At 71.8% G+C, this 26,654-nt stretch carries 27 protein-coding genes and 2 pseudogenes; 19 read left to right on the top strand and 10 right to left on the bottom strand.

Annotated features, from left to right (window positions below; all coding sequences use genetic code 11):
* Positions 1-93 precede the first annotated feature (93 nt).
* On the bottom strand, positions 94-3,294 hold the full coding sequence (locus AC30N0_RS06150; RefSeq protein ID WP_489517042.1) for an AAA family ATPase: 3,201 nt from the start codon (positions 3,292-3,294) through the stop codon (positions 94-96).
* 185 nt (positions 3,295-3,479) lie between these two features.
* On the opposite strand from AC30N0_RS06150, the gene AC30N0_RS06145 reads away from it, so the two are divergent.
* The 3 genes from AC30N0_RS06145 (at position 3,480) to AC30N0_RS06135 (ending at position 5,393) form a co-directional block, all read left to right on the top strand.
* The gene (locus tag AC30N0_RS06145) at positions 3,480-3,632 is read left to right on the top strand and encodes a hypothetical protein (protein ID WP_489517041.1); all 153 of its coding nucleotides are present in this window, start codon (positions 3,480-3,482) and stop codon (positions 3,630-3,632) included.
* A 32-nt stretch (positions 3,633-3,664) separates the two neighbouring features.
* Complete coding sequence (locus AC30N0_RS06140) at positions 3,665-4,036, top strand: group I truncated hemoglobin (RefSeq protein WP_489517040.1); 372 nt, start codon at positions 3,665-3,667, stop codon at positions 4,034-4,036.
* 64 nt (positions 4,037-4,100) lie between these two features.
* Positions 4,101-5,393: a CaiB/BaiF CoA transferase family protein gene (locus AC30N0_RS06135; protein WP_489517039.1), complete on the top strand. Its 1,293-nt coding sequence runs from the start codon at positions 4,101-4,103 to the stop codon at positions 5,391-5,393.
* Here the strand turns inward: AC30N0_RS06135 and AC30N0_RS06130 are convergent.
* Positions 5,350-5,490, bottom strand: a pseudogene (locus tag AC30N0_RS06130) (ferritin-like domain-containing protein); the annotation flags it as partial. The gene AC30N0_RS06135 and the pseudogene AC30N0_RS06130 overlap by 44 nt on opposite strands.
* 77 nt (positions 5,491-5,567) lie before the next feature.
* Entirely contained in the window at positions 5,568-5,738 is a 171-nt protein-coding gene (locus AC30N0_RS06125) for a hypothetical protein (RefSeq protein WP_489517038.1), read from the bottom strand.
* Between the two features lie 84 nt (positions 5,739-5,822).
* Here AC30N0_RS06125 and AC30N0_RS06120 point away from each other — a divergent pair, with 84 nt between their 5' ends.
* Entirely contained in the window at positions 5,823-6,902 is a 1,080-nt protein-coding gene (locus tag AC30N0_RS06120) for a M14 family zinc carboxypeptidase (protein ID WP_489517037.1), read from the top strand.
* The gene (locus AC30N0_RS06115; protein WP_489517036.1) at positions 6,899-7,651 is read left to right on the top strand and encodes an alpha/beta fold hydrolase; all 753 of its coding nucleotides are present in this window, start codon (positions 6,899-6,901) and stop codon (positions 7,649-7,651) included. Before AC30N0_RS06120 ends, AC30N0_RS06115 begins: the two co-directional genes overlap by 4 nt.
* A 63-nt stretch (positions 7,652-7,714) precedes the next feature.
* Here the strand turns inward: AC30N0_RS06115 and AC30N0_RS06110 are convergent.
* Both AC30N0_RS06110 and AC30N0_RS06105 read right to left on the bottom strand, forming a co-directional pair.
* A pseudogene (locus tag AC30N0_RS06110) lies at positions 7,715-8,529 on the bottom strand (GNAT family N-acetyltransferase).
* A gap of 103 nt (positions 8,530-8,632) precedes the next feature.
* Positions 8,633-8,914: a hypothetical protein gene (locus tag AC30N0_RS06105; protein ID WP_489517035.1), complete on the bottom strand. Its 282-nt coding sequence runs from the start codon at positions 8,912-8,914 to the stop codon at positions 8,633-8,635.
* A 49-nt stretch (positions 8,915-8,963) separates the two neighbouring features.
* On the opposite strand from AC30N0_RS06105, the gene AC30N0_RS06100 reads away from it, so the two are divergent.
* Positions 8,964-9,131, top strand: coding sequence for a dodecin family protein (locus AC30N0_RS06100; protein ID WP_489517045.1), 168 nt, complete (start codon positions 8,964-8,966; stop codon positions 9,129-9,131).
* Positions 9,132-9,162: 31 nt separating this feature from the next.
* Here AC30N0_RS06100 and AC30N0_RS06095 read toward each other — a convergent pair whose 3' ends face one another.
* The 3 genes from AC30N0_RS06095 to AC30N0_RS06085 are packed head-to-tail and all read right to left on the bottom strand — an operon-like array spanning position 9,163 to position 12,053.
* Positions 9,163-10,704, bottom strand: coding sequence for an ATP-dependent DNA ligase (locus AC30N0_RS06095; RefSeq protein ID WP_489517034.1), 1,542 nt, complete (start codon positions 10,702-10,704; stop codon positions 9,163-9,165).
* A 13-nt stretch (positions 10,705-10,717) separates the two neighbouring features.
* Positions 10,718-11,326 (bottom strand): hypothetical protein, encoded by a 609-nt coding sequence (locus AC30N0_RS06090; RefSeq protein ID WP_489517033.1) that lies wholly within the window; start codon positions 11,324-11,326, stop codon positions 10,718-10,720.
* 16 nt (positions 11,327-11,342) lie between these two features.
* The gene (locus AC30N0_RS06085; RefSeq protein ID WP_489517032.1) at positions 11,343-12,053 is read right to left on the bottom strand and encodes a GntR family transcriptional regulator; all 711 of its coding nucleotides are present in this window, start codon (positions 12,051-12,053) and stop codon (positions 11,343-11,345) included.
* A 221-nt stretch (positions 12,054-12,274) separates the two neighbouring features.
* Between AC30N0_RS06085 and AC30N0_RS06080 the strand changes: the two genes are divergently transcribed.
* The 13 genes from AC30N0_RS06080 to AC30N0_RS06020 all read left to right on the top strand — a co-directional run bounded on the left by AC30N0_RS06080 (position 12,275) and on the right by AC30N0_RS06020 (position 25,603).
* Positions 12,275-13,630, top strand: coding sequence for a UbiD family decarboxylase (locus AC30N0_RS06080; RefSeq protein WP_489517031.1), 1,356 nt, complete (start codon positions 12,275-12,277; stop codon positions 13,628-13,630).
* A 17-nt stretch (positions 13,631-13,647) separates the two neighbouring features.
* A complete protein-coding gene (locus AC30N0_RS06075; RefSeq protein WP_489517030.1) occupies positions 13,648-14,646 on the top strand; it encodes an ABC transporter substrate-binding protein in 999 nt (332 codons plus the stop codon).
* The gene (locus tag AC30N0_RS06070) at positions 14,643-15,437 is read left to right on the top strand and encodes an ABC transporter ATP-binding protein (protein ID WP_489517029.1); all 795 of its coding nucleotides are present in this window, start codon (positions 14,643-14,645) and stop codon (positions 15,435-15,437) included. Before AC30N0_RS06075 ends, AC30N0_RS06070 begins: the two co-directional genes overlap by 4 nt.
* The gene (locus AC30N0_RS06065; protein WP_489517028.1) at positions 15,434-16,234 is read left to right on the top strand and encodes an ABC transporter permease; all 801 of its coding nucleotides are present in this window, start codon (positions 15,434-15,436) and stop codon (positions 16,232-16,234) included. Before AC30N0_RS06070 ends, AC30N0_RS06065 begins: the two co-directional genes overlap by 4 nt.
* Positions 16,231-17,562, top strand: a complete 1,332-nt coding sequence (locus tag AC30N0_RS06060) for an amidohydrolase (RefSeq protein ID WP_489517027.1) — start codon at positions 16,231-16,233, stop codon at positions 17,560-17,562. The genes AC30N0_RS06065 and AC30N0_RS06060 overlap by 4 nt, the downstream gene beginning before the upstream one ends.
* Positions 17,559-18,128, top strand: coding sequence for a UbiX family flavin prenyltransferase (locus AC30N0_RS06055; protein WP_489517026.1), 570 nt, complete (start codon positions 17,559-17,561; stop codon positions 18,126-18,128). The genes AC30N0_RS06060 and AC30N0_RS06055 overlap by 4 nt, the downstream gene beginning before the upstream one ends.
* 110 nt (positions 18,129-18,238) lie before the next feature.
* Entirely contained in the window at positions 18,239-19,435 is a 1,197-nt protein-coding gene (locus AC30N0_RS06050; RefSeq protein WP_489517025.1) for an ABC transporter substrate-binding protein, read from the top strand.
* A 58-nt stretch (positions 19,436-19,493) separates the two neighbouring features.
* Positions 19,494-20,414 carry a branched-chain amino acid ABC transporter permease gene (locus tag AC30N0_RS06045; protein ID WP_489517024.1) on the top strand — a complete coding sequence of 307 codons (921 nt, stop codon included), beginning with the start codon at positions 19,494-19,496 and terminating at the stop codon, positions 20,412-20,414.
* A complete protein-coding gene (locus AC30N0_RS06040; RefSeq protein WP_489517023.1) occupies positions 20,411-21,370 on the top strand; it encodes a branched-chain amino acid ABC transporter permease in 960 nt (319 codons plus the stop codon). The genes AC30N0_RS06045 and AC30N0_RS06040 overlap by 4 nt, the downstream gene beginning before the upstream one ends.
* Before the next feature lie 59 nt (positions 21,371-21,429).
* A complete protein-coding gene (locus AC30N0_RS06035; RefSeq protein ID WP_489517044.1) occupies positions 21,430-22,179 on the top strand; it encodes an ABC transporter ATP-binding protein in 750 nt (249 codons plus the stop codon).
* A gap of 20 nt (positions 22,180-22,199) precedes the next feature.
* Positions 22,200-22,901 (top strand): ABC transporter ATP-binding protein, encoded by a 702-nt coding sequence (locus tag AC30N0_RS06030; RefSeq protein ID WP_489517043.1) that lies wholly within the window; start codon positions 22,200-22,202, stop codon positions 22,899-22,901.
* A gap of 63 nt (positions 22,902-22,964) precedes the next feature.
* Entirely contained in the window at positions 22,965-23,834 is an 870-nt protein-coding gene (locus AC30N0_RS06025) for a hybrid sensor histidine kinase/response regulator (protein WP_489517022.1), read from the top strand.
* Positions 23,835-23,842: 8 nt separating this feature from the next.
* Complete coding sequence (locus AC30N0_RS06020) at positions 23,843-25,603, top strand: sensor histidine kinase (RefSeq protein ID WP_489517021.1); 1,761 nt, start codon at positions 23,843-23,845, stop codon at positions 25,601-25,603.
* 54 nt (positions 25,604-25,657) lie between these two features.
* On the opposite strand, the gene can is transcribed toward AC30N0_RS06020, so the two are convergent.
* Both can and AC30N0_RS06010 read right to left on the bottom strand, forming a co-directional pair.
* A complete protein-coding gene (gene can / locus AC30N0_RS06015; protein ID WP_489517020.1) occupies positions 25,658-26,320 on the bottom strand; it encodes a carbonate dehydratase in 663 nt (220 codons plus the stop codon).
* On the bottom strand, positions 26,317-26,654 hold a 338-nt coding region (locus AC30N0_RS06010), incomplete at its 5' end, for a response regulator (protein WP_489517019.1). The genes can and AC30N0_RS06010, both read right to left, overlap by 4 nt.

Genomic DNA, 26,654 nt, shown 5'->3' with positions numbered 1-26,654 from the left:
GTGTTCACCGACTTCCCCGCGACCGGCTTCGAGGCGCGCAGGGACCTGCGCTAAGTCGCCACAGCGGGCGAGCGCCGCGGCTGCGGGCACGCCTCAGACCGTCGCGCCGGCGCTCCTGCCGGAAGCGGCCTGCACGGAGAGCCGCTCGCAGCGCGCTGCATCGACCGGATGCCCGGCGCCGCGAAAGCGCGCGACGGCGGCCGCGAAGTGCGCCGCGGTCTCCTCGGCCGCGGCTCCTTTGGCCGCGGCGATGTGCCCCCGCACCTCGTCGTGCGCCGCGTACCACGCGGGCAAGCGCATCACGACGTTGGCCAGGTACGCGCACTGCGTCTCGTGCTGTTCGGCGAGTTCGACCTCGCCGGCGCGAGCCGCGGCAATCGCAGCGGGCACGGCGAAGGTGATCCGGCAACCCGGGCAGGTCTCGAGCGGGCCGCGCACCGACGCCGCGGCATCCTGCATCACGTGCAGGGCGGCTTCGGGCTCGTGCGCATGCAGGGTGATGCGGGTGCCGTAGATGCGGTCGAGCAGGTGAAAGCCGATGTCGGTCTGGCGGGCGAGGTCGAGGGCTTCGTCGATCAGCGTGCGCGCCTCCTCTCTCCGGCCTTCGTGCAGCGCCAGCTCGGCAAGCCGCTGCAGCGACAAGGCCTCGCCGACGGCACCGCCGATCGCACGATGCAGGCGGGCGCCCTCGCGCAGATGCTGGCGCGCCGACGCCAGGTCGCCGTTGAGCCACTCGGCCTCGCCCCGAAGCGTCGTGCCGAACGCATGCCCGCGCGCCGCGCCGAGCCGCTTCGCCTCCGTGGCGATCGAGTCGGCGAAGGCGATCACGTCGGCGTACGGCCGGGCGCCGTAGAGGAAGCGCTGCGTGATGCACAGGTGCCCGTCGAACACCCGCACCGCGAGGTGCGGCACATGCGTGGTCTCCTGCAGGTCGGCCCAGACGCTCTGATGCAGCTCGCCCCGTGCGTGCGCGGCGGCGGCCTGGGCCCACGAGGCGACCACGATCGAGGCCGTATCGCCTGACTGCAGGGCGAGCCGGCGCGCCACGGCCGCCTTCGCCGTGCCGATCGCCGGATCGGCGGCACCGAGGGCGGCGGAGCCGCTGTAGGCGAGCGCCTCGCAGAGCTTGCCCTCGATGCTGCTCGGGCGCAGGCCCGCCAGCAGCACGAGCGCTCCTTTCGGATCGCCCTGCTTCACCTGCGCCAGCGCGGCCTTGGCCAGCAGGTCGTGCGAAGTCGGCTCGCCGGCGGCGTCGGCGGCGAGGCGGTAGGCGACGAGCGCTGCCGGATCGCCGAGCGCGTCGAGCGACTCGGCGCGAAGGCGCAAGGCCTCGGCATGGCCCGGGTCCACGACGAGCAGCGGCTCGACGTGCCGCAAGGCGTCGCTGAATGCGGCCAGCCGGAAGGCGTCGCGCGCCGCCGCGAGCTGCCAGGGGACCGCTTCGCGCGGCTTGCCGCCGGCCTGCCAGTGCCTTGCGATGTCCGCGGGCGCCGCCTCCTGCTCGGCGAGGAGCTCGGCGATGCGGCGGTGCATCTGGCTGCGTCGATGCGCCGGCACCTGGTCGGCGAGCGCCTGGCGAACCAGGTCGTGCCGGAAACGATAGCGGCTGCCCGCGGGCACGATGACGCCCTGCGTCAGCGACGCATCGAGTGCGAGCATCGCCGAGGCCTGCGCCGCACCGGCCAGGGCCTCGATGGTCGCCAGGTCGAAGCTGTCGCCGCACAGGGCCAGCCACTTCAGGAGGGCCAAGGACTCGTCGGCGACGTCGCACAGGCGGGCCAGCACGGCTTCGGCGGTGCTCGTGGGCAGGCGCGCGTCGCCGGCAGATGCGGCACAACGCGCGAGCTCGATGGCGGCGAACGGGCTGCCCTGCGCCGCGCCGGCAATGCGGGCGACGGTCGCGTCGTCCAGCGGCGCCATCGCGGCGCGGCGCACGAGACGACGGCATTCGTCGTCGTCCATCGGCTCGACGTCGAGCACGTGCAGCGCACCGGCGCCTTGCAGCCGGGCGATGCCGCCGGCCAGCGCCGTGCCCGGCTGCGCCGGCCGCATGCCCAGCAGCACGCAGACGGGCGCGGCGGTCATCGCGAGCTGCATGAGCACGTCGACATCGGCGTCGTCGGCGAAGTGGGCGTCGTCGACGTGCAGCAGGACGTCGGCGCCGCCGGCCGAGGCGACGAGCAGGCGCCGCACCGCGCCGACGACCTGGTGCCGGCCGAGCGGGCCGGCCAAGGGCTGGCCGGGCGCCGCCAGCGGGCTGAGCAGGGCCAGCACGTTGCGCGCGCTGTCGCCGATTCGGTCGAGGACGGCGCGGTCCGCCAGCAACACGCGCTCGGCGAGAGCGGTCGCGGTGGCATAGGCCCGACCGGCAGCGCCGGCCTGCACGCGCACCACGCTCCAGCCGCGCGCCCGCGCCTGTTCGCCAATCTCGCGGCCGAGCGCGGTCTTGCCGATGCCGCCGGGCCCGCGCAGCACGATGCCGCCCGGACGCTCGGCAGGCCCGAGGCCCAGCCAGGCCATCATCTGCGCGATCGGCATCGCCCGGCCCACGAACGCCGGCCCGGCGGAGTGAAGGCCGGCCACGCAGCGCTCGTAGAGCGCGTCGGTCTGCCGGTCGGGCGCGACGCCCAGCGACTCCTGCAGCGCCTCGCGCAGATGGGCGTACCAGCGCAGCGCCGCGGCGCGATTGCCCGCCTCGAGCTCGCGTTGCATCAGGGCGCGATGCGCGGGCTCGTCCGTCGGCTCGAGCCGCGCCACCTTGTCCCACTGACCGGCGACCCGCAGCAGCTCGAGGTGACGCGAATGCAGGCGCTCGCGCATCGATTCGGACCAGGCCTCGTAGCGCGATCCGGGCAGCAGATCGCCGCCGTAGGTCCGGGCCGCCTCGGCACAAGCGGCAGCGTCGCGCCGGGCGAGCGCGGCGGTCGCGTCGCGCTCGAAGTCCTCGATGTCGATGACCACGTCGCGGCCCGGCCACAGCAGGACTTCGCCCGTCTGCATCACCAGCGCGTCGTGGCGGCCCAGCGCCTGTCGGGCATGGTGCAAGGCCTTGCGCAGGTTGGCGCTGCCCGCCTCGGGCTCGAGGCGGGGCCACAGGGCGTCCACGACCTGGTCGCGGGTGAGGCGCCGGCGCGGCTGCAGGCTCAGCAGCTGCACGAGGTGGGCGGCGCGCAGGCTGGGCCAGCGCTCGGAAACGAGCTCGACGCCATCGACGCGCACGGCGAAACGGCCCAGGAGCTGCACTTCGAGCATCGGCAGCGGCGCGCCGGACGGATCAAGACGGGTGGGTGCCATGCCGCCAGTGTGATCGGCCTATCCAATCCCGGGCAACCCCTGGCTGACCCAGGAACATTCGAGGAACGCGGCGCCGGCATCGTGCGCCCGTCCGGATCCTCCGGTCGCACCACCCAGGAGCTGCCATGTCATCTGATCGACCCCCTTCCACCGCCGGGCGCGACGGCCCGTCCGCGCCGCTTTCGATGCCGCAGCCTCCCGGCCTCCCGCCGAGCCGGCCGCAACGCGTCGCCCGAGCCCTGCGCACCCTTGCCGATGATTTCTCCGACCCGGCCATGGGCCCGGCGGCGATCGAGTACGCGTCGTGGCTGCGCTTGCTGCGCCGGACCACGCCTTGACGCGAAGAAACCCTCCACTAGGAACGCAACCGATGAGCACCACCACCACGACCTCCCTCTACGACCGGCTGGGCCGTCGAGAGGGCATCACCCGCATCACCCGCACTCTGATCCAGAACCATCTGGCCAACCCGATCGTCAATGCCCGCTACGCCGCCAGCGACATGGCCAAGGTCGAGCAGCGCGTCATCGAGTTCTTCTGCGCCGGCGCCGGCGGCCCGGAGACCTACACCGGCAAGGACATGCTCGGGACGCACAAGGGCATGAACATCAGCGAGCAGGAATTCGTCAGCGTCGTCGACGACGCGATGACTGCGCTCGAGACGAACGACGTCGATGCCGCGACACGAAGCGACGTGCTGGCGATCCTCTGGTCCCTCAAGGGCGGCGTGATCAGGGTCTGAGCGCGGGCGTCTCGCCTGCGGGGCGGCATTTGACGCCAGGCCACGCCGACCCGAGACTCCCCGCATGCCCGACAAGACCGCCGCCGACACGCCCGCCAGCGCTGCCCCTGCCCGCCACGCGCTGCAGGGCCTGAAGGTCCTCGAGCTCGGCCAGCTTATCGCCGGCCCCTTCGCCGCCAAGACGCTGGGCGAGTTCGGTGCCGAGGTGATCAAGGTCGAGGCGCCCGGCGCCGGCGACCCGCTGCGCAAGTGGCGCCTCCTGAAGGATGGCACCTCCGTCTGGTGGCAGGTGCAGTCGCGCAACAAGCGTTCGCTCGCGCTCGACCTGCGCGACCCCGAAGGGCAGGCGATCGTCCGCACCCTGGCCGGCGAGGCCGACGTGCTGATAGAGAACTTCCGCCCCGGCGCGCTCGAGGGCTGGGGCCTGGCGCCCGCGGCGCTGCTCGCCGCCAACCCGCGCCTCGTCGTGCTGCGCCTCAGCGGCTACGGCCAGACCGGGCCGTACCGGAACCGGCCCGGCTTCGGCGTCGTCGCCGAGGCGATGGGCGGGCTGCGCCACCTGACCGCAGAGCCCGGGCGCGTGCCGGTCCGCGTGGGCGTCAGCATCGGCGACACGCTCGCCGCCCTGCACGGCGTCATCGGCATCCTGCTCGCCCTGCAGCACCGGCACGCCACCGGCCAGGGCCAGATCGTCGACGTCGCCCTGTACGAGGCGGTGTTCAACTGCATGGAAAGCCTGCTGCCCGAGTACAGCGCGTTCGGCGCCGTCCGCGGGCCGGGCGGCAGCGCCCTGCCCGGCATCGCGCCGACCAACGCCTACCTCTGCAGCGACGGCAGCTATGCGCTCGTCGCCGGCAACGGGGACAGCATCTTCCGCCGCCTGATGACGCTGATCGGCCGCGACGACCTCGGCAACGATCCCGCGCTGGCCGACAACGCCGGCCGCGTCGCCCGCGTCGGCGAGCTCGACGCGGCGATCGGCGCGTGGACGGCGCAGCGGCCGGTCGACACGGTGGTCGCCGCGCTGGCCCAGGCCTCGGTGCCGGCCAGCCGCATCTACACGATCGCCGACATCGCCGCCGACCCGCACTACGCGGCGCGCGGCATGCTCCAGGAGATTCGCCTCGAGGACGGCAGCACGCTCGCCGTTCCTGGCATCGTGCCGAAGCTCTCGCTGACGCCGGGCAGCCAGCGCCAAAACGCGCCCGCCTTAGGCCGCGACACCAATGCCGTCCTGCACGAGATCGGTCTCAGCGCGCAGCAGATCCAGGCGCTGAAGGAGCGCGGCATCGTCGGCGGTCCGGCGGCAAGCCTCGGGCCGCGGTCGCGCGCTTTGCCGCGGCGACCCGGGCCGTGACCTCCTTGCGGTAGCGGTTCAGCTCCTGGACGCTGGCTAAGCTGCGCTCGAGCAGCAGGCTCAGGTTGTGCAGGATGCGGTCGACGACCTTGTTTTCCCGGCCCGACCTGGTGCCCACCGAGGCCGAGCTGCACGGTCGCGCAGGAACATCTCGGTGGCGGGCAGGGCCGCCCACTAAGTGATGGCGTTCATCGACGCCCACGGAATGTCCCGGTCCATGTTCGAGCGGACGGCTTCGAGCTGCTTGAAGATCTCGGCGTACAGCAGGCACGCATAGTGCCCCCCGGCGATGACAGGCCGATGAACGGCGCCTGACACCAAGGTGTCACGGAGCGGCGCCACCATGGCCCGGCTCCCTCCAGCCGCCATGCTCTCCATCGCCCGGACCCAGCTCCTCATCGCCCTCGCCGTTCTGCGCGGCCTGCCGGAATGGCTGGCGTTGTCCCGTTGCCACCGGCGCGACACGCGGTCGACCCCACGGCACTGAGTCACGACCCGGCCGACCTGGGCGAGCTCGACGACATCCTGACCGAGGGTCGCGGCACGCTGGAGCATCGCGTCGTCAGCGAGATCCGCTGCGGCCATCGCGTGCTGCCGGTGCACGTCATCTGCCTCGGCAATCCCGACAAGCGCCTGCCGGCGGTCGGATTCTTCGCCGGGGTGCACGGCCTCGAGCGCATCGGCGTGGAGGTCGTGACCACGTTCCTGCGCAGCATCGTGCGACGGCTGCGCTGGGACCGCGACCTGGCGGCGCAACTCCGGCGCGTGCGCCTGGTCTTCATGCCGCTCGTCAATCCCGGCGGCCTGCAGCGCGGCACGCGCGCCAACCCGAACGGCGTCGACCTCATGCGCAATGCGCCGGTGGAGTCGGCAGAGTCCGTCCCCTTCCTGGTCGGTGGCCAGCGCCTGAGCGCGCGCCTGCCGTGGTATCGCGGCCCGGACCGGGGCGCGATGGAAGCCGAGAGCCAGGCTCTGTGCGACGTCGTCCGCACCGAGCTCCTGGGCCGACCCTTCAGCGTCGCCCTCGATTGCCACTCCGGTTTCGGCACGACGGACCGGATCTGGTTCCCGTTCGCGCACACGAAGCGGCCGATCAGGGATCTGCCCGAAGTGCAGTCGCTGAGCGACATCTTCGAGCACAGCCATTCGCACCACCGCTACGTGCTCGAGCCGCAGAGCCGGCAGTACCTGGCGCACGGCGATCTCTGGGACCACCTCTACCTGACGGCCACGAACGACACCACGACGGGCACGTTCCTGCCGCTGACGCTCGAGCTTGGCTCCTGGCTGTGGATCCGGAAGAATCCGCGCCAGCTGTTCAGCCGCGCCGGCATCTTCAACCCGCTCGTCGCACACCGGCAGCGACGCGTCCTGCGCAGCCACATGGCATGGCTCGAGTTCCTGATCCGGGCGGCGGCCAACTACGAGGGCTGGATCCCGCTCGGCGGCGAACGGGAGCGGCAGCGCCTGCGCGCCCTGGCGCGCTGGTACGGAACGCCGCGGCGATGACGACCTGGGTCCTGTTGCGCGGCCTGTCGCGCGAGAGCCGGCACTGGGGGGGCTTTCCCGGCTTGCTGAAATGGCGAACCGGCGCCGAGTCGGTGCTGACTCTCGACCTGCCCGGCAACGGCGTGCTGAGCACGGCGCAGAGCCCGGCCTCGGTGGCGGCCATGGTCGTGGCTTTCCGCGAGCAGCTGCGTGCGCGCGGCGCGGCCCCGCCCTACGCTCTGCTCGGGCTGTCGCTCGGCGGCATGGTCGCGATCGACTGGGCGGCCTGCCATCCGGGCGAGTGCACCGCCATCGTCCTCGTCAACACCAGCACGCGCACCCCGGGCCGCTGGCACGAGCGGCTGCGCTGGCGCAGCCTGCCCCGCTTGCTTGCCATCCGGCGCGAGCGCAGCGCTGCGGAGCGCGAGCGCCTGGTCCTGGCGCTGACCAGCCGCCACCCGAGCGAGCCCGCCGACACGCTGGTGTCGAACTGGGCCGCCTGGCGAACCGAGGCGCCGGTCTCGGCGGCCAACGAACGCCGCCAGTTCTGGGCCGCGGCGCGCTTCCGGGCCCCGCGCCGCGTGCCGAACGTGCCGGTGCTCGTCCTGGCGAGCCTGGGCGACGAGCTGGTCGACCCGGCATGCTCCTGGCGCCTGGCCCGGGCCTGGGCCGCCGAGCTGCGGGTCCATGCGAGCGCCGGCCACGACCTGACGCTCGACGACCCCGAGTGGGTCGCGAGACAGACGGCAGACTGGTTCGCCCGGATCTAGCGTCCTGTCCCGCGGATACCAGACACAGGGGCGGGCCGCGAGTGGGAGGAGCCCGGCCGCCGCTCAGGCGCCGAGGAAGTGGCGCCTGTAGCGCGCCGGCAGCGTCTCGAAGCGCATCAGCAGCGGCAGGTCGGCAGTGTTGAAGTCGGGATCCCAGGCCGGCGGCCCGAGCACCATGGCACCGCAGCGCAGGTAGCCCTTGATCAGGGCGGGCACCTCGGCTTGCAGGTCCTGGCGCAGGTCGTCCACCGGCAGGGGCAGATGCGGCCTGACCTGCCACTGCGGCGGCGCCATGTGCGTTTCGCGCAGGCGTGCCCAGAGGCTGGCCGCCGAGTGGCCGCCGTCGGCCATGCCGACGCTGGCGCAGCCCACCATGGTGTCGAGGCCGTTGCGGATCATGAACTCGCCGAGGGCGCCCCAGAGCGTCATGCGACGGCACCCGAGCGCCAGCGCGGGTGAACGCACGAGCGACCGAGCTCGACCGCCCTGGCGAGCAGCGGCCGCACGGGGTCGAGGTCGAATTCGGTCTCGCTGTAGAAGCCGCCGGCACGTCGCGCGGCATCGGGTGTCAGGACACGGTAGGTGCCGACCACCTTCGCGGCCTTGCCCCTGCGGTCGTCGACGGCACGGACGAGAAGGTGCTCGCAGAAGGGATCGAACCGGTCGACGTCGAGCCGCTCGCGGGCTCCGGCCGGGGCGGCGAGCCGGGCGCCCATCTCCTCGGCGAAGACGCGGTACCGGAGTTGCTGCGCGCTCCGGATCTCCCCGGGCCGCCGAGCCCACAGCGCTTCCAGGCGCCGCTCGTCTTTCATCGGCGCCCCGGCCGGCTCGCCGGGCGACCGGTCCGCTCGCCCCGTCTCCAGCCCGTTCAGCAGCATCGGTTCGCCTCCCGTGGTCGACGGGCACGATGCTGCCGAGCCGACATGACGCGCTGTCGACGCTGCGATGACACGCGCGTGACGATCGGCTCCGCCGACCCGGCTACATCGCGGCGAAGGAGTGGATCTTGGAGGCGGCCTCGCCCGGATCGACGAGCAGCCAGTGCGGGTGCCGGCTCAGGCCGGCCACCAGTTCGCGGGCCTCGTCGCCCACCATGCCGGGGTCGAGCGCCAGCACGCCGGCCAGACAGCGCTCGCGCCACAACGCCTTGCCGAGGGTTCCGTAGCCAGCTTCCGCGCCGGCCGAGCCGAACCAGCCCTCGAAGTGGCAGTAGGCCGATTCGACCCGGGCCGCATCGCTCCACGTCATCGTGTATTCGTCCATCGCTTTCTCCTTGCGCATCCGCAGCGTGCCGGAAGAAGTTGACGGCTCGATGACGACAGCCGACACGCCCCCGGGAATCTCTCGCGCATGCACGCCCTCGAGGCGGCGAAGCCATCTGGACTGGTTCGAGGTCCTCGAGACGCGCGGCCACCTCGAGGACGGCAAGATCGCGCACTGGCAGGTCAAGTTGAAGGTGGCGTTCCGGCTCGAAGGCTAGGGACGGGACGCCCTTCCGCAAGCCGCCGCGGTCAACCAGGCGACTGCGCCGTGTAGAGCTCCCGCACGGTGTCGATGGTGTCGGCCTCTTCGGCGCCCTTGTCGCTCCGGTAGCCCTTGACGCGGGCGAAGCGCAGCGCCAGCCCGCCCGGGTACTGCGGGCTCGCCTGCAGGTCGTTGAAGGCGATCTCGACCACCAGCTCGGGTCTGACGACGACGACGTGGCCGTCGCGCCCGGTCTCGCGCGCGAGCAGCTCGCGCGTCTGCCAGGCGAGCAGCTCGTCGGTCATGCCCTTGAAGGTCTTGCCGAGCATCACCCAGCCGCCGGCCGGATCGCGCGCGCCGAGGTGCAGGTTCGAGAGCCAGCCCTGCCGGCGGCCGTGGCCCCACTCGGCGGCGAGCACGACCAGGTCGAGCGTGTGCGCGCGCTTGACCTTGAGCCAGCTCGCGCCGCGGCTGCCCGCTTCGTAGGGCGCGTCGAGCCCCTTGACCATCACGCCCTCGTGGCCGCGGGCCAGCGCCTCGGCGTAGAAGTCCTCGGCCGCGGCGACGTTGGCGGTGACCAGGCGCGGGATCACGAGCGCCGCCGGCAACACGGCGGCGAGCGCGTCGAAGCGCTCGTGCGCCGGCCGGTCGACCAGCGCCGCGCCGTCGCGGTAGAGGCAGTCGAAGAAGTAGGCGGCGAGAGGCAGCTCTGAGCGCAGGCGCGCGACCTCGAGCTTGCGGCCGAAGCGGCGCATCGTCACCTGGAACGGCAGCGGCGCACCGCCCCTGCCGAGGGCGACCGCCTCGCCGTCGAGGATGAGCTCGTTCGACGGCAGGCCTTCCAGCGCCTGGACGATCTCCGGCACCGAGGCGGTGACGTCGTTCAGCGCCCGCGTGTAGACCCGCACCTCGCGGCCGGACTTGTGCACCTGCACCCGGGCCCCGTCGACCTTCCATTCGACGGCCGCGGTGCCGGTGCGCGCCATCGCCTGGGCGATGTCGTCGGCGGGCTGGGCGCGCATCGGTTGCACCGGTCGCTGCAGGGCGATGGCGAAGCGCGCCAGGCCCGCGGCACCTTCGCCGAGCGCGATGCGGGCGACGGCGGCGAGACGGCCGGTGACCATCGCCGCACGCCGCACGTGCGCCGCCGGCACCCCGGCCGCCGCGGCGATGGCTTCGATCATCACCCCTTCCAGCGCGCCCTGGCGCAGCTCGCCGACGAGCAGCCGCACCAGGAAGGCCTGCTCCGCCGCGGTGGCGCGCTCGAACAGCGTGCGCAACTGCGTGCTGCGTTGCGCCGCCGAGCCCTTCCCGGCCATCGCGCCGATGCGGGTCAGCGCGACGTCGACCTCGCCCACGGTCAGCGCGGCGTGCGCGGCGTGCGCGCCGCGCGATGCCGCCAGCGTCGCATAGCCGATGCCGATCCGGCCCTGGCGCGTCTCGCCCGACAGGAAGGCCACCACGGTCTCCACCTCGGCGGCCGCCGCATGGCGCAGGCAGGCCGCGATCGCGTCGCGCTTGGCGAGCCGGCTGCCGGTCTGCGCGACGCGTTCTGAGGCGTCGACCACGGCAGCGAGCGAGATCGTCATGGGCTCATCGAGGTCAGGGAGGCCCGAGCCTTTCCGTCCGCGCGAGCTCGCTCGGCAGGGCCGAGCAGGCGAGCGCGTAGAGACTATCGACCCGATCGGGCCGCGCCCCGCTGGCCGACAGCCGATCGGCAGCGAGCTCCGAGCCGCGCAGCGCCTCGAGTGGAGCCGACTCGTAGCCGCAAGCCACGAAGACCCATTCCGCCTCCTGATCCGCATGCCCGCGGATCGCCTGCTCCGTGGCCGCAGACATGGCTGGCGTCTCGTGACGGAGCAGGTGCGCCAGCGCGTTCAAGTCCACGAGGCCTCCCTGCGTCTGCACGACGCGGCATTGCGCACGCACCATGTTCCGGTGCTCGGGCATCAGTCGGGTCGACCACGGCGTCGGCGCGTTCAGCCGCGCCACGTACTCCGGAGAAGAGAGCGTCGCGTGCTGCTCCAGCTCGTAGAGGACGAACATGCCCTCGCCGCCCGACGCGCTGCGCCAGCGCGTGCCGCGACGAAATCCAGGCAGGGCCAGCCGCTCGGGGAAGTGCTCGTGCGCGTGCCAGTCCTCGAACTCGGAGCGGACGTCCGGCGAGATGTCCCACCACATCGCCAGGGCCGCCTTGCCGAGAAGTGCCATGGCCCCTCGCCTGCCGTCAGCCCTGCAGCATCTGCCGCAGTGTCTTTGGCGCCGGCGGCGCGTCGAGATCGAGTTCGTCCTGCAGTGCCTGCAGGTGGAGCCCGAGGATGCGCCGGCCGCGATCGATGTCGCCGTCGGCGATGGCCTCGACCAGGTCGATGTGGTCGGCGTGCGTGGCCTCGCCGGAGGCGCGCTTCGCACCGTGGGTCAGGACCACGAGCGGCATGCGCGAGAGCAGGTCATCGAGAAGCTGGGCGAGGACGCGGTTGCCGCAGTGCTCGGCCAGCAGGCGGTGAAAGGCCATGGCCAGCCGATGTCCTTCGTGCATGTCGCCGGCCTTGAAGGCGCGCTCCTGGGCCCGGACATGGGCCCGCAACGCCTTCGTCGTGGCGGGCTGCGGCGCGCGCGCCAGGACCTCGATCACCATCCCCTCGATCGCCAGGCGCGACTCGAGGATCTGTCGACAGTCCTCGGCCGACGGCTTCGCGACGGTCGCGCCCCGGTTCGGAGCCAGCTGCAGGATGCCCTTGTGGGCCAGCCGATGCAGGGCGGTCCGAACACTGGCCCGGCTCACCTTGAACAGCTCGGTGAGCTCGACCTCCTTCAGCTTGACGCCGGGCCCGAGCCGGTGCTCCTGCACGGCCGCATGGATGGCGGAGTACACCCGCTCGTCCGGGCTGGGCCGGCGAGCGGAACCGTCGATGGAAGCGAGCTTCGTTGCGTGCACGGCGAGGAGGCGGGGGCCGCGCGATTCTAGGCACCCCGCACCCTTGGCACGGAACTTTCTTAAGACAATCCTTCCCGGGTTTGTTCTACAAGGTCACGAGAGCTCGTCGACCAGAATGATCGCTCGTGGTGCGCCGCACACTCTGTTGGGGCGCAATCCGGGATCTGCCGATCTCCGCCGCTCCCTGTCGTGCCCGCCTGATCTCCCCGCCCCCCACGCCCTTGCATTCCTCCGCATTTCCATCCCTGCGCAGCTTCCTCGAGGAGTTGCCCGAGAGCGAGCTGCTGCGCGTGCCGCCCCTGGCCGACCTCGACTACGTCAAGACGGCCCTGGTGCTCGATCTCGACGCCCGCAAGCGCCACCCGGTGGTCCGCTTCGAGGCGGCCGAGGGCGGCGTGCCCGTGGTCGCGAACATCTTCGCGGATCGCGACCGCATCGCCCGCATCGCCGGCACGACGCGGAGCGGCTTCAACGTCGCCTGGGGCCGCGCCCTCGAGCACCTTCTGCCGGCGGCGGTCGTCGACGGCGGCCCCTGCCAGGAGGTCGTCGTCCGCGGCAGCGAGGTCGACGCCGCGGCCCTGCCCATCACCCGTCACTTCGAAGGCGACGCGGGGCGCTACATCAGCTCGGGCATCCTTGTCTGCAAGGACCCCGACACCGGCGTTCGCAACCTCAGCTTCCAGCGCCTGCAGCTCAAGGGCCCCGACCGCTTCGGCGCCAGCCTGCACTCGCGCGGCCACATCTGGGAGCACCTGCAGCGCTGCAAGGCGCGCGGCAAGAACCTCGAGGTCGCCGTCGTGATCGGCTGCCACCCGGCGATCTACCTCGCGGCGGCGGCCAAGGTGGCGATGGAGGTCGACGAGTTCGGGATCGCCGGCGCGCTGCTGGGGCGCCCGGTCGAGCTGGTGCGCTGCAGGACGATCGACGTCGAGGTGCCGGCCAACGCGGAGTACGTCCTGGAAGGCGAGATCCTCGCCGACACCGAGGAAGACGAAGGGCCGTTCGGCGAGTACACGGGCTACTCGACCTACCGCTCGACTCGCAACGTCTTAGTCGTCAAGGCGATCACGCGGCGCGCCGCCCCGATCTTCCTCGACATCGTGCCGGGGATGACCAACGATCACCTCCTGCTCGGCCGCAGCGCCAAGGAAGCGCACGTGTTCGGGCGGCTCAAGGAGATGGTGCCGAACCTGGTCGCCCTCAACTACCCGAAGTCGGGCACCCACTTCCACGCCTACCTGTCGCTGAAGAAGAGCGCCGAGGGGCAGGCGCGCCACGCCCTGATGCTCCTGTTCGGCCTCGACAACTACATCAAGTTCGGGGTCGCCGTGGACGCCGACGTCGACGTCTACGACGACGACGACGTGCTCTGGGCGATGGCGACCCGCTTCCAGGCCGACACCGACATGTTCATGGTGCCCAAGGTCTTCTGCAACCGGCTCGACCCGTCGGCGATCGACGGCATGTCGGCCAAGCTCGGCATCGACGCCACCGCGCCCCTGGCCTGGGACGTGCAACGCACCGCCCTGCCGCCCGCCGCCGTCGAGTGGGCGCGCCAGTTCATCGACCGTCACTGAAACACCGGAGCTCCGTCATGCACCCAGCCCTTTCCCGCCGCGCCCTCCTCGCGCTCGCGTCCGCCGTCGCCCTCGGCAGCGCACCCGCGGCCTTCGCGCAGACACCGGCCAAGCCGCCCACCAAGGTGAGCTTTCGGCTCGACTGGAAGCCGGGTGGACAGCACGCCCCCTTTTACCTCGGCAAGGAGCGCGGCTTCTATGCTGCCGAAGGCATCGACCTGACGATCATCTCGGGCTCGGGCTCGTCGGATTCGGTGAAGCAGATCGGCGCCGGTGCGGTCGATCTCGCCCTGGTCGACGCGCTCGTGCTGGTGCAGGCTGCCGAGCAGAAGGTGCCGGTCAAGTCGGTCGCCGCCTACTACCAGCGCACGCCCATCGTCCTGATCAGCCCCAAGGCCAAGCCGATCACGGACCCGCAGCAGCTGACCCGCGGCGCGAAGATCGGCTCGAAACGTGCGAGCGCCACGTCGCAGGGCCTGTCGGCGCTGCTCGCCGTGCACAAGATCGACCCGAAAAGCATCAACCTCGTCGACATCGGCTTCGGCGTGCAGCCGCTCCTGGTCGGCCAGGTCGACGCGCTGATGGGCTTCACCATGAACGAGGCGATCGAGGCCGAGTCCGCCGGCATGCCGGTGACCGAGATGATGGTCGCCAACCACGGCGTCGTGGCCTACGGGCTGACGATCGCCACCGGCGACAAGTTCCTGAAGGCCCAGCCCGAGCTCGTCCGCGGCTTCCTGCGCGCGACCCGGCGCGCCATCGAGGCCAGCGTCGCCGACGCCGGCGCCGCGGTGCAGGCGGTCGCCAGGTCGACGAGCGAGGTCGACGTGGCGCGGGAGACCAAGGTCCTCGCCAAGTCGGTGCCGTTCTGGTCGGTCCAGGGCCGACCCCTGTCGAGCTTCGGCACCGAGACCGTCGCCGGCTGGCAGCAGACCATCGACACGGCCAAGCGTGTCGGCCTGGTCGAGATCGCGCCGGCGGTGGCGGACGTCCTCGCCGAAGGGTTCGCGCAGTGACCGTGGCGGCGGAGCGCGCGCCGAGCGCCGTTCCGCCCTGCATCTCGCTGCAGGAGGTGAGCGTCGTGTTCGAGGCGCGCGGCCGCCGCGTCTCAGCGCTCAGCGAGGCGACGCTCGACATCGCCGAGGGCGAGTTCATCGCCTTGCTCGGGCCGACCGGCTGCGGCAAGAGCACGCTGCTGCGCATCGTCAGCGACCTGCTCCGTCCGAGCAGCGGCAGGCTGTCCGTGCGCGGAGCCACGGCCGCCGAAGCGCGCCGGCGCAACGATTTCGGCTTCGTCTTCCAGGAGGCGGCGCTCCTGCCCTGGCGCACCGCGCTCGGCAACATCCAGCTACCGCTCGAGGTCGTCGGCTACGAGATCGACAAGCGCGCCTCGCGCTGCCGCGAGCTGCTCGACAGCATGGGCCTGTCGAACTTCGGCAGCAGCTACCCGAGCGAGCTGTCCGGCGGGATGAAGCAGCGCGTCGCCATCGCGCGGGCGCTGTCGTGGAACCCGTCGATCCTGCTGATGGACGAACCCTTCAGCGCCCTCGACGAGATCACCAAGAACCAGCTCCAGGACGAGCTCCTGCGCATCTGGGAGCGCGAGCAGAAGACGATCCTGTTCGTCACCCACAACATCTCGGAGGCGGTGTACCTGGCGGACCGCGTCGTCGTGATGTCGGCGCATCCGGGCCGCATCAAGCAGGTGATCGACGTCGCCCTGCCGCGCCGGCGCGGGCCGGACATCCGCGACACGATCGAATTCGTCGACCAGGTGCGCATCGCGCGCCGGGCCCTGCAGTCGTGAGCACGAACACGCCGTCAGCGCCACCGGCCGCCGGTCGCGGCCGGCTCGAGCGGCTCGGGCCGCCGCTGCTCATCCTGGCGCTGATCCTCGCCGCATGGGAGGCGGCGGTGCACCTGCTCGAGGTGCCACCCTGGCTGCTGCCGGCGCCGTCGCGCATCGCGATGCGTTTCGGCCGGACCCAGGACCTCGCCTATCACACCGGCCTGACGCTGCTCGAGGCCGGGCTCGGCTTCGCCATCTCGGCGGTGCTCGGGGTGGCCCTCTCGGCCGGCATCGCCAACTCGCGCTTCCTGGAACGTGGGCTCTTCCCCTACGTGATCATCTCGAACGCGGTGCCCATCATCGCCATCGTGCCGCTGCTCAACATCTGGCTCGGCTTCGGCATCGCGACCAAGGTCGTGATCGCGGCCATCATCACGTTCTTCCCGATCGTCACCAACACCACGCGCGGCCTCAAGGCGGCCGACCCGCGCATCCTCGACCTGATGCACTCGATCAACGCGACCGGGCCGCAGGTCTTCTTCAAGGTGCAGCTGCCGAGCGCCCTGCCGTTCATCTTCGCCGGCTTTCGCATCGCCGCCTCGCTGAGCCTGGTCGGCGCCGTGGTGGGCGAGTTCTACGGCGCCGACCGCGGCCTCGGCTACCTGGTGATCACCGCTGCGACGCAGCTGCGCACCGACCTGCTCTTCGTCGCCATCATCGTCCTCGCCGCGATCGGCGTGAGCACGTTCTGGCTGTTCGGCTTCCTCGAGCGGCGGGCCCTGCACGGTCCGGTCGACGACGAGCGGCCGCGATGACGGCGGCCGTCGCTGCTCGCGGCGAAGCCGCCTCCGCGTCCCTCCTGATCCGCGATGCGCTGGTGATCCCGGTCGACGGGGCGTCGACGCCGCCCTTCGTCGGCTGGGTCGCCATCGAGGGCAGCCGCATCTCGGCGCTCGGCCCGGGCGTGGCGCCGCCGATGCGCGCCGCGCGGGTGATCGAGGGCGACGGCCTCGCCGTCCTGCCCGGTTTCGTCAACACCCACGCGCACTCGCATTCCAGCCTGACCCGCGGCAGCGCCGAGGGACTGGCCCTCGCCGAGTGGATCGCCACCATCGAGCGCGAGCAGGCTCGCCTGTCGGACGACGACGCCTACGTGGCGGCGCTCGCGACCTACGCCGAGCTGCTGCTCTCGGGCACGACCAGCGTCCTCGACATGTGCCTGCGACCCGGGCCCGCGATCCGGGCCGCGCGCGCGATCGGCATCCGCTGCACGATCGCGCCCTACGTCCTCGACGGGCGTCCGTTCGCGCCGACGCTGGCCGACGTGGCCGGCCTGCTCGAGCTGCCGCGAGAGCCCGGCGACCGCATCGACGTCTGGGTCGGCCTGCACGACCTCGAGTCCTGCGCCGACGCCACCCTTCGCGACGGTGCGGCGCTGGCGCGGCGCTTCGGCACCGGCCTGCACCTGCACTGTGCCGAGAGCCGCCGCAACGTCGAGACGACGCGCGCGCGCACCGGAGCGTCGCCGGTCGCCCACCTCGATGCGCTGGGCGCGCTCACGGCCAGGACCCTGCTCGCCCACTGCGTGTGGGCCGACGCCGCCGACATCGCCCTCCTGGCGCGTCGCGGCACGAGCGTCGCCCACTGTCCGCACGCCAACCTCAAGCTCGCCTCCGGAATCGCCCCGGTGCCGGCGATGCTCGACGCCGGGGTGCGGGTCGGCCTCGGCACCGACGGCGCGAAGGCCAACAACCGGCTCGACCTCTTCGACGTCATGAAGTTCGCGTCGCTGCTGCACAAGGGCGCGACGCTCGACCCGCTCGTCATGCCCGCTGAGGCGGTGCTCGCGCTGGCGACCCGGTTCGGTGCCCGGGCCCTCGGGATCGACGCCGGCGAGATCGCGCCGGGCCGGCTCGCCGACCTCAGCCTGGTCGACATGCGGCGCCTGCACCTGCAGCCGGCGACGCCGGACGCGATCACGACGAACCTCGTGCACGCTGCCCGCGGCAGCGACGTGCACACGACCATCGTCGGCGGCGAGATCGTCGTCGACGCCGGCCGGCTGACCCGCGTCGAGGAGCGTGGCATCCTCGCGGCCATGCGCCAGGCCGGCGCCGGCCTCATGAACGGGGAGCCTCGATGAAGCGGATGATCGTCGGCATCACCGGCGCCAGCGGCTCGGTCTACGGTGTGCGCCTGCTCCAGGCCATGCAGGCCGCGCCCGGCTGGAGCACCGACCTCGTCGTCTCGTCGTCGGGCCTGGTGACGATGGCGCAGGAGCTCGACCTCGACCGCGCCGGGGTCGAGGCGCTGGCCACGCGCGTGCACAGCGTGCGCGACATCGGCGCCAGCATCGCCAGCGGCTCGCTGCCTAGCGAAGGCATGGTCATCGCGCCGTGCTCGATGAAGACGCTGGCCGCCGTCGCGCACGGCTTCGGCGACAACCTGCTGACCCGCGCCGCCGACGTCGTACTCAAGGAGCGGCGCCGCCTGGTCCTCCTGCCGCGCGAGACACCGCTGAACCTGGCCCACCTGCGCAACATGGTCGCGGTGACGGAGATGGGCGCCATCGTCTGCCCGCCGGTGCCCGCCTTCTACAACCGCCCGACCACGGTGGCGCAGATCGTCGATCACACGGTGGGCCGGGTCCTCGACCTGTTCGGCGTGGAGCACGAGCTCCTTGAGCCCTGGCAAGGGCTCGGGGGCTGACGCACAACGCGCTGGCGATGTCCAGGAACAGTCGCCAGTCCGCCCGCCGCGCTCCCTACAATCCGCCCGCGTCCGGCTTCGCTGCGACACCTCAAGAAAGGTCCTCTGCCATGACCCACCGCCTTCGCCGCACTGCCTCCGCGGTCGCACTCGTCGCCACGGCCCTCGGCCTGGCCACCCTGCCGGCCGGCGCCGCGGACCGGGTCAAGGTGGGCTTCGTCAGCACGCTGTCGGGCCCGTCGTCGGCGCTCGGCATCGACATCCGCGACGGCTTCCAGCTCGCGGTCAAGCTCAACGGCGGCAAGCTCGGTGGCCTGCCGGCCGAGGTGCTCGTCAGCGACGACCAGTTCAAGCCCGACGTCGCCAAGCAGCTGTTCGAGAAGAACATCAAACGCGACAAGGTCGACTTCATGACCGGCGTCGTTTTCTCGAACATCATGCTCGCGGCGCTGCCGGAAGCGCTCGACAACAAGGTCATCTACATCAGCCCGAACGCGGCGCCGTCGTCGATCGCCGGCAAGGACTGCAACCCGCTGTTCTTCGCCGTGTCGTGGCCGAACGACGCGTACCACGAGGCCGCCGGCCAGTACGCCAACACGCGCGAGCTGAAGAGCGTCTACCTGGTCGCACCGAACTACCAGGCCGGCAAGGATTCGCTGACCGGCTTCAAGCGCACGTTCAAGGGCACGGTGGCGGGCGAGAACTACACCAAGCTCGGCCAGCTCGACTACGCCGCCGAGCTTGCCGAGATTCGCGCCGCCAGGCCGCAGGCCGTCTACATCTTCCTGCCGGGCGGCATGGGCATCAACTTCATCAAGCAGTACGTCGGCGCCGGCCTCGGCAAGGACACGACGCTGCTGCTGCCGGGCTTTTCCGCCGACCAGGACGTGATCAACCCGGTCGGCAGCGCCATGGCCGGCCTCTTCAACACCGCGCACTGGTCGCCCGACTTCACCAACGCCGCGAACGTGAAGTTCATGGCCGAGTTCCAGAAGGAATACAAGCGCGTGCCGACGCTGTACGCGTCGCAGGGCTACGACGCCGCGCTCCTCATCGACGCCGCGGTCCGCGACACCAAGGGCCGGCTCGAGGACAAGGAAGCGGTGCGCAAGGCCCTGAAGGCGGCGCGCTTCGAGTCGGTGCGCGGCGCGTTCCGCTTCAACACCAACCAGTACCCGATCCAGAACTACTACGTGCGCACCGTCGGCAGCGACGGCAAGGGCGGGCTGATCAACAAGTCGTTCAACGAGCCGATCCTCAAGAACCACGGCGACGCCTACGTGCAGGCCTGCACGATGAAGGGCTGAAACCCGCCTCGGCCGGCGGCTCGCTAGCGCACGCCCGCGGGCCGCCGACCTCGCCCGCATGCCGCCGGTCCTCCTCCTCGAGCAGGCGCTGAACGGCCTGCAGTTCGGCCTGATGCTGTTCCTGCTCGCGGCCGGGCTGACGCTGGTCTTCGGCGTCATGGACATGATCAACCTGGCGCACGGCTCGCTGTACATGGTGGGCGCCTTCCTGGCCGCCTGGCTGGTCGCCGCGACCGGCTCCTTCGTCCTCGGCGTGATCGGCGCCGTGCTGCTCACCGGCATCTTCGGCATGGTCCTCGAGGCCGGCCTGCTGCGCACCCTCTACGCGCGCGACCACCTGTCGCAGGTGCTCGCCACCTTCGCGCTGATCCTCATCCTCAACGACGGCGTGAAGATGATCTTCGGCAACGACCTGCCGCTGTCGGCGCCGGAAGCGCTGTCCGGCCCGGTCGAGCTGCTGCCGGGGCTGCTCTATCCCGCCTATCGCCTGCTGATCCTCGGCGTCGGCCTGGCCCTGGCCCTGCTGCTGTGGCTGCTGGTGCAGAAGACGCGGATGGGCGCGCTGGTCCGCGCCGGCGCCTCCAACCGCGAGATGGCGACGGCGATGGGCACCGACATCCAGCGCCTCTTCACGGTCGTCTTCGGCATCGGCGCCATGCTCTGCGCCGTCGCCGGCGCGCTGCTCGGGCCGCTGCTCGCGGTGCAGGTCGGCATGGGCGAGAACATCCTCATCCTCGCCTTCGTCGTCATCGTCATCGGCGGCATCGGCTCGATCCGCGGCGCCCTCGTCGGCGCCATCCTCGTGGGCTTCATCGACACGCTCGGCCGCACCGTGCTGCAGCAGGCGTTCCGCGAGTTCCTGCCGCCGCAATGGGCCAGCGCCGCCGGGCCGGCCTTCGCCTCGGTCGCCGTCTACGTCTTCATGGCGGTCGTGCTGGCGATCAAGCCGCAGGGCCTCTTTCCGGCGCGGTCCGGATGAAGGCGCGCGGGCTGGGGGCGGCGGCGGTCGCCCTCGCGGCGATGGCAGGCATGGCCCTGCCGTTCGTGCTGCAGGCCCTCGGCATGGACTTCTACCTGAGCCTGGCCAGCCGCATCGTCGTCTACGCGATCGCCGCCACCAGCCTCAACCTCGTGCTCGGCTACGGCGGCCTGGTCTCGTTCGGGCACGCCGCCTTCGTCGGCCTCGGCGCCTACACGACCGGCATCCTCGTCAGCGAGGGCGTTCAGAGCGGCGCCGTGCACCTGGGCGCCACGCTCGCCATCACGGGGCTGGCCGCGCTCCTGATCGGGGCGATCTCGCTGCGCACCCGCGGCGTGTACTTCATCATGATCACGCTGGCCTTCGCGCAGATGCTGTTCTACCTGGCCAATTCGATCAAGGGCTACGGCGGCGACGAGGGCCTGAACATCCGGACCCGCTCGCTGTTCGACGTCGGCGGCTGGGTCCTCGACCTGAAGGACCCGGTCGCCTTCTACTACGTCGCCCTGGCGGTGCTGGCCCTGACGCTGCTCGCGGTCGCCCGCTTCGTGCCGTCGCGCTTCGGCCGGGCGGTGCTCGCCCTGCGCGACGACGACGTGCGCGCCGAGGCGCTCGGCTTTCCGACCTACCGCTACAAGCTGGTCCTCTTCGTCGTCGCCGGCGCGCTCGGGGGCGTCGCCGGCGCGCTCAGCGTCAACTTGCAGGGCTACGTCAGCCCGAACGTGCTGCACTGGACGCAGTCCGGGACGCTGATGGTGATGGTCATCCTCGGCGGCGTCGCCACGGTGTGGGGCGGGCTCGTCGGCGCCGCCGCCCTGCTGTTGCTGCAGGAGGTCCTGGGTGCGACCACCGGGCACTGGGAGTTCTGGACCGGCTGGGTCCTCCTGGCGGTCGTCCTGTTCGCGCGCCAGGGGCTGGTCGGGCTTCTCGCGCGCCGACCGAAGGCGCCGGTTTGAGCGCGGCCGGGCTGACTGGCGCGCCAGCGCGCGGATCGGGTGGCGCGGCGGAGCCGCCCCTGCTCGAGGTGCACGGCCTGGTCAAGCGCTTCGGCGGGCTGGTCGCCACCGACGGCGTCGACCTCGAGGTGGCGCGCGGCGAAATCCACGCCCTGATCGGACCCAACGGCGCCGGCAAGACCACGCTGGTGGCGCAGCTCGGCGGCCAGCTCGCGCCGGACCGCGGCCGCATCGTCTTCGACGGCGCCGACATCACGCGCCTGCCGACGCACGAGCGGGCCCGGCGCGGCCTGGTCCGCTCGTTCCAGATCACGCGCCTGTTCAAGAGCGCGAGCGTGCTTGACAACGTCGCTCTGGCCGTGCAGGCGGTCTCCGGCAGCAGCCTGCCGGCCTGGCGACCGGTGCGCGGCGAAGCGGCGCTGTTCGAGCGCGCCCGCGCCGTCCTCGACGACGTCGGCCTCGGCGCGAAGGCCGGGCTGCGCATCGACGAGCTCTCGCACGGCGAGCGCCGCGCCCTCGAGGTCGGCATGGCGCTGGCGAGCCGGCCGCGCCTGGTGCTCCTCGACGAGCCGATGGCCGGCATGGGCCACGAGGAGTCGGCGCGGATGGAGCAGCTCATCCGCGCGATCCGCGCCCGCAGCACCGTCTTCCTGATCGAGCACGACGTCGACGCCGTGTTCCGCCTCGCCGACCGCGTCTCGGTGCTGGTCGAGGGGCGGGTCGTCGCGAGCGGCCTGCCGGAGGCGGTTCGCAACGACGCCGCGGTGATCGCCGCCTACCTCGGCGAAGCCGCCGGCGGCACGCCATGACCCTCGCCGAGCCGCCGTCGCTGCTCGAGGTGCGCGGCCTGCATGCGGGGTACGGCGCGAGCGAGGTCCTGTTCGGCATCGACCTCGTCGTCGGTGCCGGCGAGATCGTGGGCGTGCTGGGCCGCAACGGCATGGGCAAGACCACCCTGGTCCGTGCCGTCATGGGCCTGCTGCGGCCGCGGTCGGGCGAGATCGCCTTCGAAGGTCGGCCGATCGCCGGGCTGGCCCCGAACCGGGTTGCCCGCGCCGGCATCGCCCTGGTCCCGGAAGGCCGGCAGATCTTCCCGAACCTGAGCGTCATGGAACACCTCACCGCCTTCGCCCGGCCCTCGCCGCGCGGCAGCGCCGAGTGGACGCCCGGCCGCGTCCTCGAGCTCTTCCCGGCCCTGCAGGACCGGCGCGCGCACATGGGCAACCAGCTCTCCGGCGGCGAGCAGCAGATGCTGGCCATCGCCCGGGCCCTGGTCACGAACCCGGGCCTGCTGATCCTCGACGAGGCGACCGAAGGGCTGGCGCCGCTGGTGCGCGAGGAGATCTGGCGCGCGCTGGCCAGCCTGCGCAGCGCCGGCCACGCAATGATCGTGATCGACAAGTACGTCCACCGGCTGGTGGCCATCGCCGACCGCAACGTCATCGTCGAGAAGGGGCGTGTCGCCTGGCAGGGAACGTCGGCCGACCTGGCGCGCAATCCCTCACTCTGGCAGCGCCTCCTGGGGGTCTGAGAGGCCCCCGCCACAAGGGACCCGGACCATAATCCTGGAGCCCCCGAAGGGCGAGGATCCGACATGCAGGAGGGGCTCCCTTCCATCAGCGACACCGGCAAGGCCGCCCAGGCGATCGAGCGAGCGATCGAGACCCTGCGCCCGCTCGCCGAGGACAAGGGCATCGACATCGTCGCCAGCACGCCGGCCGGCGGCGAGGGCTGGTTCGACCTCGACCCGACCCGCCTCGAGCGCGTCGTGGCCGGGCTGGTCGGCGATGCCATCAACGCCGCGCCCACGGGCACGCGCATCGAGGTGACGGGGTCCTGGCAGGCGGCCGGCTTCGAGCTCCGGGTCGGCGACCGGCGCGTGCAGGAAGGCGCCGGCATCGGCATGGGCATCGCCCAGCGCATCGTCGACTCGTTCGGCGGCACCATCGAGAGCGCGGCCGGGCCCGGCGACGTCCGCTTCGAAGTCACCGTGCGCCTGCCGCGCCTGGACACGCCGAGCGACGCGCCGGGGGCCGCCGCGGCGGCGAACGAAGGCGCGGTGATGCGTCTCGACGGCCTGCGCGTCCTCTACATCGACGACGAGGCCGACATCGCCGAGGCCGTCGGCCTGACCCTCGAGTCGATGGGCGCGAAGGCCCGCACCTGCACCACCTTCGACGACGCCAGCGTGCTGCTGAGCTCGGAGAGCTACGACGTGGTCGTCACCGACCTGAGCCTGGGTGGCGGATCCACGGGCTACGACGTCATGGAGCTGCTCCGGGTCCTGCCGCAGCACCGGCTGGTGCCGGCGCTGGTCCTGTCGGCCTACGACGGCGAGGACGACCTCGGCGCGACCCGCGACGCCGGCTTCGTCGCCCACATCGTCAAGCCGATCGACTTCGCGGTCCTGGCGCGCGAGATGCAGAGCGCGGTGCGGCGGGCGCGCGCGCAGGGCCACCGCTAGTTCACCGCATGACGGCCTTGGGCACGGCACGCCCGGCAGACGAAGAGCTCGTTCGCGCCAAGGAGGCGCTCGAGCAGCGCACCCGGGAGCTCGGCCGCTCGCTGTCGCTCATGCAGGCGACGCTCGAGGCGACCGCCGACGGCATCCTCGTCACCGCCGGCGACGGCCGCATCGTCACCTTCAACGAGCGCTTCCTGAGCATCTGGGGGCTCGAGCGGGAGCTCGTCGAAGGCGCTTTCCACGCCGACCTCGTCCGCCACGTCGCGCACCGTTTCCGCGACCCGGCCGACCTCGGCGGCCGCATCGCCCGGCTGTACCGGACCCCCGAGGCCGAGGCGATCGACGTCCTCGAGCTCGCCGACGGGCGCGTCCTCGAACGCTACTCGCGGGCGCAGATCCTCGACGGCGAGATCGTCGGCCGGGTCTGGAGCTATCGGGACGCGACGGCCCGGCTCCGCGTCGAGGCAGCGGTTCGCGAGGAGGCCCTGCTGCTCGAGTTGCTCAACCGCACCGGCGCGGCCATCGCCTCCACGCTCGACATCGAGCCGCTGCTGCAGACCGTGACCGACGTCGCCACGGCACTCAGCGGGGCCGCCTTCGGCGCCTTTTTCTACACCAGCGTCGACGCGGGCGGCGACGCGTTGCAGCTGTTCACGCTGTCGGGGGCGCGGCGCGAGGCGTTCGAGGGCTTCGGCCACCCGCGCGCCACGCCGGTGTTCGCGCCGACCTTCAACGGCGAAGCGCCGGTCCGGATCGACGACGTCCTCGCCGACCCGCGCTACGGTCGGTGGGCACCGCACCACGGCATGCCGAAGGGGCACCTCGCGGTGCGCAGCTACCTGGCCGCACCGGTCAAGCTGCGCAGCGGCGAAACCGTCGGCGGCCTCTTCTTCGGCCACCCCGAGGCTGGCGTGTTCACCGAGCGGACGGAGCGGCTCGTCGTCGGCATCGCCGCCCAGGCTGCCATCGCGATCGACAACGCCCGCCTCTACCAAGAGACCAAACGCATGGTCGCCGAGCGCGAGGCCTGGATCGAGGTCGAACGCGCCGCCCGCGCCGACCTCGCCCGTGTCAGCCGGCTCAAGGACGAATTCCTCTCCACCGTGTCGCACGAGCTGCGTACGCCGCTGACGGCGATGCTCGGCTGGACCAAGGTGCTGCTCCTCAAGAGCGACGAGCCGGCAACGCTGCAGCGCGGCCTGCAGGCGATCAGCCGCAACGCTGCCGCGCAGGCGAGGCTGATCGAGGACCTGCTCGACATGACCCGCATCCTGTCCGGCAAGGTTCGCCTCGACATGCAGCCCACCGATCTGGCCCGGGTCGCCGAGAGTGCGGTGCAGGCTGCCCGCCCTGCCGCGGAAGCGAAGCGGATCACCCTGCACACCGCCCTCGACCCGGCTGCCGGGCCGGTCTCGGGCGATGCGGCCCGACTGCAGCAGGTGCTCGCGAACCTGCTCTCCAATTCCATCAAGTTCACGGCACGGGGCGGCAAGGTCGAGGTCGTCCTCCGCGGCACGGATTCCCATCTGGAGCTGAGCGTCAGCGACAGCGGCATCGGCATCAGGGCCGACTTCCTGCCCGACGTCTTCGACCGCTTCCGCCAGGCCGATGCCTCGCCGACGCGCCGGCACGCCGGACTCGGCCTCGGCCTGTCGATCGTCAAGCAGCTGGTCGTGCTGCACGGCGGGACGGTGGCGGCGACGAGCCCCGGCGTCGACCTCGGCGCCACCTTCACCGTCCGCGTGCCGCGCGCCGCCTTGCCGGGCTAGGACCTGTTGACGCCATGGGAGGGTTCGCGTGACCCGGGTGCAGCCGGGTCCGTCTCAGATCGCCTCGCCGCACCGCGCCTGCACCGTGGCCAGGGCCTTCTCGTACACCGCGCCGGCGTCCTCGAGCCGGGTCACGTTCATGTCCAGGTCCTCGAGCAGGCCGGTGCGAAGCCCGTAGACCCAGCCGTGCACGGCCAGCGTCTGACCACGTTGCCAGGCGTCCTGCACCACCGTCGTCTGGCACACGTTCAGCGCCTGCTCGATGACGTTGAGCTCGCACAGCGCGTTGAGCCGGCTGGCGAAAGGCAAAGTCTCGAGCCAGACGGCGTGGCGGTTGCGCACGTCCTGCACGTGCCGGATCCAATTGTCGGCCAGGCCGATGCGGCGATCCTCGAGCGCCGCGGCGACGCCGCCGCAGCCGGAGTGACCGACGACGATGATGTGCCGGACCTGCAGGACGTCGGTCGCGAACTGCATGACCGACAGGCAGTTCAGGTCGGAGTGGACGACGACGTTGGCGACGTTGCGGTGCACGAACAGCTCGCCCGGCGCGAGGTCGACCAGCTCGTTGGCCGGAACGCGGCTGTCGGCGCAACCGACCCACAGGTATCTCGGCGCCTGCTGCTGCAGCAGGCCGGTGAAGAAGCCGGGCCGCTCGGCCTCAACCCGGGTTGCCCAGCGCTTGTTGTTGTCGAGGAGGTCCTGGAGTCGGCTCATGAGGGTGCGGCGGGGGTCGGCTCGCCGGACGGAGCGGGCAGCATGGCCAGCAGCTGCAAGACGGCGTCGAAGTCGATCGGCTTGACGAAGTGGTGATCGAAGCCTGCCTCGCGGGCCCGTTCCTTGTCGCTCGTCTGACCCCACCCCGTCACCGCGATCAGGTGGATGCGCGCCGTCGCGCTGTCGCCGCGCAGGCGGGCGGCCAGTTCGTAGCCGCTGAGGCCGGGCATGCCGATGTCGAGGAAGGCGATGTCGGGAACCTGCTCCGCGACGACGGCGAGCGCGGCCCGGCCGTCATGGACGATGCGCACCTGGTGGCCTTCGAGGCGCAGCA

This window comes from Rhizobacter sp., assembly GCF_031412495.1.
Lineage (GTDB): Bacteria > Pseudomonadota > Gammaproteobacteria > Burkholderiales > Burkholderiaceae_C > Schlegelella_A.
The sequence above is the reverse complement of the archived record's forward strand: the minus strand, read 5'-3'. Positions and strand labels throughout refer to the sequence as shown.

What these genes read in the sequence shown, in the direction of transcription:
- AC30N0_RS06120 (WP_489517037.1), top strand. Translation starts at nt 5,823, where the DNA reads ATGGCTGGCGTTGTCCCGTTGCCACCGGCGCGACACGCGGTCGACCCC.
- AC30N0_RS06055 (WP_489517026.1), top strand. Translation starts at nt 17,559, where the DNA reads ATGAAGCGGATGATCGTCGGCATCACCGGCGCCAGCGGCTCGGTCTAC.
- AC30N0_RS06125 (WP_489517038.1), bottom strand. Translation starts at nt 5,738, where the DNA reads ATGGTGGCGCCGCTCCGTGACACCTTGGTGTCAGGCGCCGTTCATCGG.
- can (WP_489517020.1), bottom strand. Translation starts at nt 26,320, where the DNA reads ATGAGCCGACTCCAGGACCTCCTCGACAACAACAAGCGCTGGGCAACC.
- AC30N0_RS06105 (WP_489517035.1), bottom strand. Translation starts at nt 8,914, where the DNA reads ATGGACGAATACACGATGACGTGGAGCGATGCGGCCCGGGTCGAATCG.
- AC30N0_RS06090 (WP_489517033.1), bottom strand. Translation starts at nt 11,326, where the DNA reads ATGGCACTTCTCGGCAAGGCGGCCCTGGCGATGTGGTGGGACATCTCG.
- AC30N0_RS06020 (WP_489517021.1), top strand. Translation starts at nt 23,843, where the DNA reads ATGACGGCCTTGGGCACGGCACGCCCGGCAGACGAAGAGCTCGTTCGC.
- AC30N0_RS06150 (WP_489517042.1), bottom strand. Translation starts at nt 3,294, where the DNA reads ATGGCACCCACCCGTCTTGATCCGTCCGGCGCGCCGCTGCCGATGCTC.
- AC30N0_RS06050 (WP_489517025.1), top strand. Translation starts at nt 18,239, where the DNA reads ATGACCCACCGCCTTCGCCGCACTGCCTCCGCGGTCGCACTCGTCGCC.
- AC30N0_RS06045 (WP_489517024.1), top strand. Translation starts at nt 19,494, where the DNA reads ATGCCGCCGGTCCTCCTCCTCGAGCAGGCGCTGAACGGCCTGCAGTTC.
- AC30N0_RS06060 (WP_489517027.1), top strand. Translation starts at nt 16,231, where the DNA reads ATGACGGCGGCCGTCGCTGCTCGCGGCGAAGCCGCCTCCGCGTCCCTC.
- AC30N0_RS06140 (WP_489517040.1), top strand. Translation starts at nt 3,665, where the DNA reads ATGAGCACCACCACCACGACCTCCCTCTACGACCGGCTGGGCCGTCGA.
- AC30N0_RS06115 (WP_489517036.1), top strand. Translation starts at nt 6,899, where the DNA reads ATGACGACCTGGGTCCTGTTGCGCGGCCTGTCGCGCGAGAGCCGGCAC.
- AC30N0_RS06040 (WP_489517023.1), top strand. Translation starts at nt 20,411, where the DNA reads ATGAAGGCGCGCGGGCTGGGGGCGGCGGCGGTCGCCCTCGCGGCGATG.
- AC30N0_RS06100 (WP_489517045.1), top strand. Translation starts at nt 8,964, where the DNA reads ATGACGACAGCCGACACGCCCCCGGGAATCTCTCGCGCATGCACGCCC.
- AC30N0_RS06095 (WP_489517034.1), bottom strand. Translation starts at nt 10,704, where the DNA reads ATGACGATCTCGCTCGCTGCCGTGGTCGACGCCTCAGAACGCGTCGCG.
- AC30N0_RS06145 (WP_489517041.1), top strand. Translation starts at nt 3,480, where the DNA reads ATGCCGCAGCCTCCCGGCCTCCCGCCGAGCCGGCCGCAACGCGTCGCC.
- AC30N0_RS06135 (WP_489517039.1), top strand. Translation starts at nt 4,101, where the DNA reads ATGCCCGACAAGACCGCCGCCGACACGCCCGCCAGCGCTGCCCCTGCC.
- AC30N0_RS06025 (WP_489517022.1), top strand. Translation starts at nt 22,965, where the DNA reads ATGCAGGAGGGGCTCCCTTCCATCAGCGACACCGGCAAGGCCGCCCAG.
- AC30N0_RS06075 (WP_489517030.1), top strand. Translation starts at nt 13,648, where the DNA reads ATGCACCCAGCCCTTTCCCGCCGCGCCCTCCTCGCGCTCGCGTCCGCC.